The organism is Nostoc sp. DedQUE08 (genome assembly GCF_034530895.1).
Lineage (GTDB): Bacteria > Cyanobacteriota > Cyanobacteriia > Cyanobacteriales > Nostocaceae > Nostoc.
This window is the reverse complement of the sequence record NZ_JAVRCD010000004.1, coordinates 187,178-198,388: the sequence shown is the minus strand read 5'-3', so window position 1 is coordinate 198,388 and position 11,211 is coordinate 187,178. Positions and strand designations below refer to the sequence as shown.

The 11,211-nt window shown below is 44.8% G+C and carries 8 protein-coding genes; all 8 read left to right on the top strand.

The features are described 5' to 3' along the window. Nucleotides 1-106 precede the first annotated feature (106 nt). The 8 genes from RMY64_RS04455 to RMY64_RS04420 all read left to right on the top strand — a co-directional run bounded on the left by RMY64_RS04455 (nt 107) and on the right by RMY64_RS04420 (nt 11,133). Entirely contained in the window at nt 107-1,327 is a 1,221-nt protein-coding gene (locus RMY64_RS04455; protein WP_322699408.1) for a hydroxymethylglutaryl-CoA synthase family protein, read from the top strand. Beyond that, nucleotides 1,318-2,118 carry an enoyl-CoA hydratase/isomerase family protein gene (locus RMY64_RS04450; RefSeq protein ID WP_322699407.1) on the top strand — a complete coding sequence of 267 codons (801 nt, stop codon included), beginning with the start codon at nt 1,318-1,320 and terminating at the stop codon, nt 2,116-2,118. Before RMY64_RS04455 ends, RMY64_RS04450 begins: the two co-directional genes overlap by 10 nt. Continuing rightward, nucleotides 2,111-2,854, top strand: a complete 744-nt coding sequence (locus tag RMY64_RS04445) for a polyketide synthase (RefSeq protein ID WP_322699406.1) — start codon at nt 2,111-2,113, stop codon at nt 2,852-2,854. The genes RMY64_RS04450 and RMY64_RS04445 overlap by 8 nt, the downstream gene beginning before the upstream one ends. Nucleotides 2,855-2,893: 39 nt before the next feature. Beyond that, nucleotides 2,894-3,166: a phosphopantetheine-binding protein gene (locus RMY64_RS04440; protein ID WP_322672812.1), complete on the top strand. Its 273-nt coding sequence runs from the start codon at nt 2,894-2,896 to the stop codon at nt 3,164-3,166. Nucleotides 3,167-3,495: 329 nt separating this feature from the next. Further along, nucleotides 3,496-4,608 (top strand): radical SAM protein, encoded by a 1,113-nt coding sequence (locus RMY64_RS04435; protein WP_322672813.1) that lies wholly within the window; start codon nt 3,496-3,498, stop codon nt 4,606-4,608. Nucleotides 4,609-4,796: 188 nt separating this feature from the next. Next, complete coding sequence (locus RMY64_RS04430) at nt 4,797-5,900, top strand: hypothetical protein (RefSeq protein WP_322699405.1); 1,104 nt, start codon at nt 4,797-4,799, stop codon at nt 5,898-5,900. Continuing rightward, the gene (locus RMY64_RS04425) at nt 5,897-8,146 is read left to right on the top strand and encodes a type I polyketide synthase (RefSeq protein WP_322699404.1); all 2,250 of its coding nucleotides are present in this window, start codon (nt 5,897-5,899) and stop codon (nt 8,144-8,146) included. The genes RMY64_RS04430 and RMY64_RS04425 overlap by 4 nt, the downstream gene beginning before the upstream one ends. Nucleotides 8,147-8,208: 62 nt before the next feature. After that, nucleotides 8,209-11,133: an AMP-binding protein gene (locus RMY64_RS04420; protein ID WP_322699403.1), complete on the top strand. Its 2,925-nt coding sequence runs from the start codon at nt 8,209-8,211 to the stop codon at nt 11,131-11,133. Nucleotides 11,134-11,211 lie beyond the last annotated feature (78 nt).

Below are 11,211 nucleotides of genomic sequence, written 5' to 3'. Positions count from 1 at the left end.
CAATCCAAAATTCCAAATCCCAAATCCAAAATTGATTGACTCTCTTTGAAGAACTTCCAAATAAAAAATACCCCACTGTTCCCAGTCAGCAATTAGCCAACATTCTATGCCTATAGGAATCGAAAAACTCAATCTGTACTCAGGGCAGTTCTATCTAGATATTGCCGATCTTGCCGAAGCGCGTGGTAAAAACTTCCAGCACATTGCCGATAGCTTAATGTGCAAAACGCGATCGGTTTATCCGGTCTATGAAGATGCTATTACTCTGGCGGTGAATGCAGCCAAACAACTCTTATCACCTCAAGACCTGGAAGATATCGAACTACTAATTGTCGGTACAGAATCTGCGGTTGATTGTGGTAAATCCCTATCCACTTGGGTACATCGGTTTTGTAATTTGTCTCCTAATTGCCGTAACTTCGAGGTGAAACATGCTTGTTACGGTGGCACTGCGGCATTCAAAATGGCCGCTTCCTGGGTAGCTTCAGGGGCGAGACCTGGAAAAAAGGCATTGGTAATTAACACGGACTTCAGCAGCGTCACGCTCAATACCGACCAGGAGTTTATCTGCGGAGGTGGTGCAGTGGCGATGCTCGTTAGCGCCAATCCCCAAATTCTCGAAATTGAACTGGATAAGGCCGGTTACTGGACAAAGGAGATTTCTGACTATCTGCGCCCCACTTTTAACACCGAAGTTATCAAAAGTGAAACGAGTCTTTACTCTTATTTAGATGCTTTGGAGGGAGCATTCAGTCACTACGAGCAAATCGTGGGTTCTGTAGACTATGATGCTGATTTCCAAAAACACATTTATCATGCGCCCTTTCCAGCAATGACATTTCAGGCACATCGCACCATCCTCAACCGATTTGAGGCGGTAGGCAAAGCGGCTGCTAAGTTAAGTTTTCAATCAAAAGTTGCAGAAAGTATACATTTTGCTCAACAAATTGGTAGTTCCTATGGAGGTTCCAATTTTATTTGTTTGTTAAGTCTTTTGAATTATGCCAAGGATCTTAATCCGGGCGATCGCATTTCTTTGTTTGCCTATGGTGGTGGCTGCCAAGCAGAATTCTACAGCGCCACCATTGGGAATACTGCAACTGAAATTGTCCGATCGCTCAACATTGACGAACACCTCAATCAGCGACTTCGTTTATCCGTTGCAGATTATGAAGCTAGTGAATTGACCCGTGAAAAATATAGCGATCGCCGAGACTTTAACTTAGAAAACTATTTAGATGAACGCTATGAAAAACGCTATCGAGGTCAAGGTTTACTTGTGTTAAGCAATGTTGAAAATTACTATAGGCAATATAAATGGAGTTAATAGTAGAGGCCGTCCGATATAAAATCGATTCAGGAGTTGCCCAGATTGCCTTGGTGCAGCCCCAAACAGGTAATACACTCAATCCATCTTTAATTAATCAACTTAGTCAAGCGTTACAAGCTGCGATCGCTGATTCATCTTGTCGGGCGATCGTGCTTCGGGCTGAGGGAACTGACTTCTGCAAAGGACTTGACTTGGAATGGATATTACAGCAGGGAGGAAGACCTCAAATAGAACTCTTTCAAGCCTTTATAAATTGTCTGCAATTAATTTGCCATTCTCACTTACCCGTAATCGCCTGCGTTGAAGGTAATGTTACAGGTGGAGGACTAGGTTTAGTTGCGGCTTGCGATCTGGTTATTGCCAACGAGAACGCAATATTTATGTTGCCAGAAGTCATCATTGGTATGATTCCGGCTCTAATTGCACCCTTCTTGCTGCGTCGTCTGACCATAGCACAGCTCAATTATTTAACCCTCAGCAGTCGGGGTATTGACAGCCTAGAAGCCAAAGCATTTGGGTTAGTGGATGAAGTTGCAACTGAAGGTATGGCTACCACCTTGAACCGACAATTACAACGGCTATTTCGTTCTTCTCCCGAAGCGATCGCTGCCAGTAAACAATATTTTGAACAACTCTATGGGTCAGATTTACAGCGACAAACCAATATTGCCCTGAATCAACTTGTTTCATGGTTAGCACAACCGCAGGTCTTAGAAGGAATTCAAAGTTTCACCGAGGGATTCTCGCCACCTTGGTTTCAAAAGTACAGGGGAAAAACCCATGTCTAAAGTTTTGCTCGCCAACCTAGAAGACGGCATCTTCCAACTGCAAATCGATGACCCTGAAAACGAAAATCGTTTGAGCGAAGAACTATGTGATGAATTAATGACAACCCTGACCGATCTAGCGACAGAACCGAGCCTGAAAGTCTTGATTTTGAGTGGGCGATCGGATGTCTTCTGCGCGGGAGCAAGCTTGGACACCATCAAACAAGTTGTGAGTGGCAATGCAGATGTCAAAGATTTATCACTGCCCAACCAACTACTCAGCTTTCCCGTACCAATTATTGCAGCTTTGCAGGGTCATGCTGTGGGAGGTGGCATAGCGTTAGCGCTCTACTGCGATCTGGCGATCGCATCCGAAAACAGTCGGTACGGAGTTAATTTTACAGATTTGGGATTTACCCCCGGAATGGGTATCTTATCTGTCTTACCAGCAATGGTTGGACATCACTTTGCTAGCGAGATGCTCCTCACCGCCAAGCTCTACAAAGGTAAAGAACTCAAGGAACGAGGTTTATTTAACTACATAGTTCCAGCTGAGGAAGTTATGACTTTAGCCTTGGATATGGCACGGAGAATTGCTGAAAAACCCAGACATGTTTTGGAGATGGTAAAAGACACCCTGTGTCTACCCCGGCGTCAAGCTCTCCAAGCAGCATTGTCCCGCGAACACCTAATGCACAAAATCTGTTTTGGCGTTCCAGGGACATTAGCACACATCGAAGCGGCTTATTTAGCCTAAATTTTGTTTTTTGATTTTCAATATAGGAGACAAGACATCATGGATCGAGAGCAAGTATTAAATGTCGTAATTAAACATATCAAGCTCAACATAGATGGACTGGAAAATGTTGAAATAGATCCACATAAAACAATTGGAGAATATGGAGCTAGTAGTCTTGACGGCGTAGAAATTGTTTCTGCTTGTATGCGAGAACTCAAAATAAAAATTCCCAGAACAGAAGTTTCTAGCTTTAAGACAATCAATGACTTGGTGGAACTGTTCGCCAAGTTTAAAGACGAAGCTTCTCAAGAAGTTAAAGTTACGCAATAAAAATTCCCCAGTCAATATTGTTTTAAGGTACAAGAAGCGATAAATCGCTGTCTCTACAACAACGATCGCTCCTTCGTATAGACGGCGATAAATCGCGTCTTTGTAATCTATAACTTTCATCAAAAAACCTTAACCAGTGAGTTCGACAAGTGCTATTTTGACTTCTCCCCCAGCCCCTTTCCTACCAGGAGAGGAAAGCAAAAAATTTTCTTTTCTCGTTACTCTTCCCTCTCCTAAAAGGTGAGAGCGGCTGGGAGAAAGAAGTCTGTCGAACTCACGTTAACCAAACGGTATTGCAGTCCCCGTTCTTTTTCCAAAAGCAGGTGAAAATGGTTACTCAAACTGTCGAGTCCGATGTCCAAGATTCATTAATGGAATACTTGGAAGATCCGTTTTTAAATCACCTTTTTAAACAAATCAGAAAAGCTGAACAAATTAGAGGGATATCAGTTGATTTAACCCATGCGTGCAATCTTCGGTGTCAGGGATGCTATTTCTTTTTAGATGAATTGGATCAGTTCAAAGCACCCAAAGATGAAGCCGAATTTGATACATTTATTGCTCACGAAAAGAGCAGAGGAACAAATTTTATTACAGTGGTTGGGGGAGAACCCAGCCTGATGCTAGAGCGATTGCAGAAGCTTTACCAAAATTTTCGGTTAATGGTTGTTACCAATGCCCTGATCAAAATCCCTTATGAGGGATTTGAAACAATGCCGATCGCTATCTCTCTTTGGGGCGATCGTGAAACTGACAAGACACTCCGAGGAGGTGGTAAACTTGATGTTTTCAGCAAAGCTTTAAAAAATTACAAAGACGATCCGCGTGCTATTTGGCATTACACTACTACACCAGGTAACGCCCATGAAATCGCTAGCGTTGTCGAGCAGTGCGTAGCTAACGGTAATCGCGTCTTGTTTAACTTTTACAGCGATCGCATTGACTTAGGAGGAGTTTACGATCATAATCTGGGATTTGCAGATGTGCGGCGTGAGATTGATAAAGCGATCGCCCGCTACCCTGACAAAATTTTAATGACTTCGTACATGAGCAGCGTGTTTACCACACAGCAACTTTACGATGAAACTTGGGGTTATGAAGTTTGCACCAGTCTCACTGTAGATCATGAAATTAATCAAAACCGGATTAAAAATGGTAAACGTTATAATCCCCATTATCGCGCTTACAATCCCGATCTGAAATCAACTCGGCGTTGTTGCACAGGTGATAATCAAGATTGCTCAACTTGTTACCAAACTTGGGCGCAGGTTGGTTGGATCATGATCAATCTAGAACGACACCTCGGTTCCAAACAAGAATTTACTAACTGGCTGACTACGACATACCTGTTTTACCTGATGTGTCGCATGGTTGACTTTGAATCTGGCGTGCAACTTTTACCTGAAATTCATCAACGAATCAAGAGTGCTGAGTTTTGTTAGCGGATAGCTAAGGTTTAGCCTGTGCTGAGTAAAAAACTGCCCGGAAGAATCAAAGCTAATACCTGTGTACATCAATATTGAGTAATTTTCCTTACTCAAGACTCAGCACAGAGGAAAGTAAATTGCTAGTAATTCAGGATCTATTCGTTTCTATATTGCTCGGTTTTTCGCAAAGGAAATAAATTGCTATGGCTACTCAAGTAATAGAAACCGAGGTACAAGATCCTTTAATGGAGTATTTAGAAGACCCTTTTCTGTATAACCTGTTCGCACAGATTAGAAAAGCGGGCGCTATTAAAGGAATCTCTGTAGACTTAACTCATCTATGTAATCTGCGGTGTGAGGGTTGTTGTTTTTTCACCGATGACTTAGATCAAAATGCAGCACCCAAAGACGATGCTGAGTTTGAGGCTTTAATTGCACAAGAAAAAGCTAGAGGCACTAACTACATTACGGCAGTTGGGGGTGAGCCTACCTTAATGCTGGATCGATTGCGAAAGCTGGCGCAAAATTTTTGGATGATTGTTGTCACAAACGGGATGATCAAAATTCCTTATGAGGGATTTGAAAATACAGCTATTAGTGTTTCGCTTTGGGGAGATAGCGAAACCGATAAAAAGCTGCGGGGAAAAGGCAAGTTAGATGTTTTCAGCAAGGCTCTCAAAAATTACAAAGACGATCGTCGAGCCTTTTGGTACTACACAACGACCGCTGGTAACGCCCATGAAATTGAACGGGTTGTTGAAAAATGTGTCGAAAACGGTAATTGCGTAATGTTTAACTTTTACGGGGATAAGGCAGGGTTAGGAGGTGTTTATGATAATCAACAAGGGTTTGCAGATGTGCGTCATGAAATCGACCGGATGATTGCCCGCTATCCCGATCGCATCTTGATGACCTCGTACATGAATCAAGTATTTACTACAGGGCAAATGTACGATGAAACCTGGGGCTATGATGTCTGTCCTTGCATTAGTGAAAATCGCCTAGAGAATGCAGCCCGATTCCAAAATGGTAAACCCTATAATCTTCACTTTCGCGCTTACAATCCTGATGGCAAATCAACCAGGACATGCTGCACCAGCGAACATCCCGATTGCTCAACCTGTTACCAAACCTGGTCGCAAATGGGCTGGATTATGCTGAATATGGAGCGACACTTAGGTTCTAAGCAAGAATTTACCAACTGGCTGACGACAATGTACGTGTTTTACTTGGGTGCTAGAGCGATTGATTTTGAATCTGGCGTTCAGCTTTTGCCTGAAATTCATCGGCGAGTGAGTGGGATATGAATCAAGAACCGATCGCGATCGTTGGTATTGGTTGTCGCTTTCCTGGAGGTGTCCAAAGCCCAGCTAGCTTCTGGAACCTGTTGCAAAATGGCAGGGATGCAATTACAGAAATACCTGGCGATCGCTGGAACGTTAACAAATTTTATCATCCCGATCCGGTAGAACCAGGTAAAATGTATAGCCGCTGGGGTGGGTTTCTCGACCAGATAGACCAGTTCGATGCTAAATTCTTTGGGATTTCTGGTGCGGAAGCGGCTCGGATTGACCCCCAACAACGACTCTTGTTAGAAACAACGTGGGAGGCGCTAGAGGATGCAGGACTTGTGCCAGAACATCTAGCTGGCAGCGATACCGGGGTTTTTATTGGGGTACTTAACCGGGATTACAATTACATTCAATTGGGGGAGCGCGATCGCGATGCGATTAATGCCCATACCATAGTTAGCTCAAACCTCAACTTGGTACCAAATCGCATTTCTTACTGCTTTGACTTCACAGGCCCCAGTCTACCGATTGACGCTGGCTGTGCCTCATCATTAGTCGCCGTTCACTTTGCTTGCTCTAGTCTCTGGAATGGGGAATGTAGCCTTGCCCTAGCAGGTGGGGTCAATGTCATCTTCAAACCAGAAGTCAGCATCGCCATGAGTAAGGCATTTTTACTGTCTGCTGATGGTCGTTGCAAAAGTTTTGATGCCGCAGCAGATGGTTTTGTCCGGGCTGAAGGGGTGGGGGTTGTTGTTCTGAAGCCGCTATCTCATGCCCTAGCTGACGGTGATGCTATTTATGCAACGATCCGCAGCAGTGCTGTCAGCCAGAATGGTCGCGGCAGCAGTTTTACAGCCCCCGAAGCTTTGGCGCAGCAGGCAGTCATGCAAAAAGCCTATCAGCGGGCAGGAATTCTCCCTCAGCAGGTGCAGTATGTAGAAACTCAAGGCTCCAGTTCGTCGATGGGGGATGAGATTGAAGCCAAAGCGATCGGGGCTGTCATCGGCAGCGATCGCGCTTTGGGCAATGAATGCGCCATCGGATCTGTGAAAACAAATATTGGACACATGGAAGCGGCTGCCGGCATTGGCGGACTGATTAAAGCAGCGCTAGCAGTTAGCCATCGTCAGATTCCAGCCAATCTGCATTTTCAAACCCCCAATCCCAAAATTCCTTGGCAAGAACTGCGGTTGCGCGTGGCACAATCTCTGGAACCATTAATAAATAAGGATAATCAACCACCAATCGTCAGTGTGAATGGTTTTGGTCTGGGAGGCATGAATGTTCATGTGATTCTGCAAGGTGTAGAGATTGGTAAGCCAAGATCCTTGCCAATTGACGCGGCGATCGCTAACCAACCACAACTGTTTTTAATGTCAGCTCGTAGTCCAGAGGCTTTGAAAGCCTTTGCTAAAGCTTATATTGAGTTTTTTACTGCCCAGGATAACCCGACAATTTCATTGGCAGACATTTGCTATACAACTAGTCTGCGCCGCAGCCATCATTCCTACCGTTTAGCAATGGTGGTTGATTCTAAGAAACAACTCGTCGAGCATTTAATGGCTTTTCTCGCACAAGAAAGCCGCCCCTCGATGTTTTCCGGCTATGTAGAGCAACAGGGGGAGCAGAGGGGCAGGGGAGCAGAGGGGCAGGGGAGAAGTCCTCAATTCAAAATTCTAAATTTTGCTACTGAACGCGCTCAGATATTGAATTCCTTAGCAGAGCGCTATACCCTAGAAGATTCCATTGATTGGAATGCTCTTTATCCTCATGGTAGTTCTTTTGTGCGTTTGCCATTCTATCCGTGGCAACGACAGCGTTACTGGCACGAATCAGAAGCCTCACGGCAAGATAGATTAGGAGAATCTAATACAGCCCAAGCCTCTAGTGTGGTTGATTCTAAGATTGCCGAACAGATTGATATTATAAAGCAATGGTCAGTAGCGATAAATAGCCAACGCACCGATTTATTAAGCACTTACATTCAAGCACAAATTGTTCAAGCCTTAGAGTGTGAGCCTGTTCAAGTTGATGTCCAAAAGCCACTTAATAGTATGGGCATCGATTCTCTGATGGCTGTGAGTCTGAGAAATCACATTGTCACCAATTTAAAGATTGAACTGCCAATCGAACAGTTTATTGCTAGTCCTAGCATTGCGGAATTAGCTCAAGCTTGCCACGAACAATTAATTTTGAAAAATTTGATACCAACTATTCAGATTGCTAATTTTGTTGAAGAAATAGAGGAGTTAACACTTTAGCCTCAGTTTGGTATTGAGACGAGTACAAGCAAAAGCAGATCGGGTTTTGGAGAGGGCTAAATATGGTATTCAATGAATTGTTAACATCTAGTTTGTCAGTCAAAAATTTAGTAGAACTGACGCGTTATCGCGCCGAACAACAGCCCGATCGCCTCGCCTATAGTTTTTTGCTGGATGGAGAAAAGGAAGTAATTAGTCTCACATATCGAGAGCTGGATCTATCGGCACGAGCGATCGCGGCGCAACTGCAAACTGTCAGTGCCAAGCACGAGCGTGTTCTGCTTCTCTACCCGCCTGGTCTCGATTTCATTACCGCCTTCTTTGGCTGCTTATATGCTGGTACGATCGCCGTTCCTGCTTATCCGCCTCGACAAAATCAGTCCATCTCCAGGCTGATGGCAATTATGGCAGATGCCCAAGCTAGGGTTGCCCTGACTACAAGCTCCCTGCTCACAACCATCGCTACTCAATTTAACCACCATCCAGACCTGACCACAAAACAGATTTTAACTACCGACACCATCACTAATCAGCAAGCAGAGTTATGGCGCGAACCCGTACTCGATGCAAACGCGATCGCATTTCTGCAATACACCTCTGGCTCAACCGGGATGCCCAAGGGGGTTATGGTCAGTCATGGCAACTTACTGCACAATTTAGAACTGATTCACCAGTTTTTCCAAACCACTCCTAACGAATTAGGCGTATCCTGGCTGCCCCCTTATCATGATATGGGCTTAATCGGCGGCATCCTCCAACCCCTTTACGTCGGCTCCTCAATAATTTTGATGTCGCCTGTTGCGTTTTTGCAGAAGCCATACCGTTGGTTAGAAGCAATTTCCCGCTATCAAGCGACGATTAGCGGCGGGCCGAATTTCGCCTATGATTTGTGCGTGCAGAAGATTCAGCCAGAACAATTAGTGGGTCTTGACCTGAGCAGTTGGAAAGTTGCTTTCAATGGTGCCGAACCAGTTCGTGCCCAGACCCTAGAGCGATTTGCTACCAAGTTTGAGCCTTACGGCTTTCGCCCTGAAGCTTTTTATCCTTGCTATGGGATGGCTGAAGGCACATTGTTGATTTCCGGGGGGGTAAAAGAGTGCTACCCAACGGTGTGTAATGTAGAAAGTGCTGCTCTCGAACAAAACCAAGTTGTGCTGTGTGCAGAGCAACAGCAGCATAGTATCAAGATTGTTGGGCAAGGTAAGACGGGGTTAGGTCAAACAATTGCGATCGCCAATCCGCAATCTTTCCAGAGATGTCCAGATGGTACAGTTGGAGAAATTTGGGTTACAGGAGCGAGTATTGCTCAAGGATACTGGCAGAAACCCCAGGAGACGCAAGAAACATTCTATGCCTGTTTAAACGATACAGATGAGGGTTCGTTTCTGCGAACGGGCGACCTGGGATTTATGCATAATGGTGAATTATTTGTTACCGGGCGACTCAAGGATTTAATTGTGATTCGAGGTCGCAATTACTATCCTCAAGACATTGAACTGACGGTGCAGGAAAGCCATTCTGCTCTCCGACATGGTTGTGGAGCAGTGTTTGCCATTGAGGTAGAAGGAGAAGAAAGAATCGTCGTTGCTCAAGAAATCGAGCGCACCTACTTAAGAAAGCTGAATGCGGAGGAAGCGATCGCGGCAATTCGGCAAGCGGTGTCACAGGTTCATGAGTTATCAGTTTATGCAGTGTTGCTGCTCAAGACTGCCAGCATTCCCAAAACATCGAGTGGTAAGATTTCCCGTACTGCTTGCCGCAATGGATTTCAAACAGGTAGTTTGGACATGATTGCTGCTGACATCTTGCCCCAATGGGATGGCAAAAATAGCGAATATAAACTCACAGCAGCAGAACTGTTAGCGATCGCTCCCACACAAAGACAACAGCACTTAGAGTCTTACATTCAAGCAAAACTAGCCAGGGGACTGAAAGTTGATTTAGCGAAACTCCATCCCCAACAACCCTTGCATCAGCTAGGCCTCGATTCCTTGACTGCGATCGAGATTAAACATCAAATCGAAGTCGATCTAGAAGTCAATGTTCCTGTGGTCAAGTTTCTAGAAGGTGTGACCATTGCAAATCTCGCTGCTCAAATTCTCAGACAATTGACTGGAGTAAATTCTCAGCAGCAAGGCGAAAAGCTACCCTTTTTCTGCATTCATCCGGTGATGGGTGTCGCTTCCGTTTATTCCGACCTGGCAGAGTTATTGGGTCAAGAACAACCTTTCTATGGGCTACAATCTGCGGGGATTACTGGCGAAAGCAAATCAAAAGATTGTATAGAAGACATTGCTGCTGAGTACATCCACGGTATCCAACAGGTGCAGTCAGAAGGCCCCTATTGTCTAGGAGGTTGGTCTTTTGGCGCGCTGGTGGCATTTGAAATGGCCCAACAGCTACAGCAAGCAGGGCAGACCATTGCTTTACTTGCACTGATTGATACTCCCGCCTTTTGCGACAATCGCACTCAGAATTTCTTCCAGATGGCTAAATTTCTCCTGAATTCCGTGCTTCGCAATCTTGGCCCTTATCTGGATGAAACAGTAGACCATTTTCTGACTGCTGTCGAAGAACGACAACTCACCCAACAGATTGCAACTAAGACCTCGAAGCCATTGGATTTTTTGGTTGAGCCAGGAAGTATAGCTAAGGTTGTCGCCCACCAGTCCAGGCTGAGTAAGCTTTTCCAACCAGCTGCGCGACGGCTATTTCAAGTCATACAAGCTAACAACTCAGCCCTCCTCAAATACAAGCCGCAGCCTTATCCAGGTAAAGTTACCCTATTTCGGACGAGCAAACAAACTGGAAAAAATCCCCAAGATGCAACCCTTGGCTGGGGCGATCTAGCAATGGGAGGAATTGAGATTCACCAAATTCCGGGAAACCATCTGAATTTAGTTCTCCCGCCCCATGTAGAGGTACTTGCCGAAAAGCTAAAAGCTTGTCTCGATCGCGCGCAGATTCAAAAGATGGAGGTGTTGTAGATTTTCCCTTTTCTAAGAGGCTTGTATTAGCTTGATAATACTATCAGGAGATTTATAAAAATAAATAATAACCAAAAT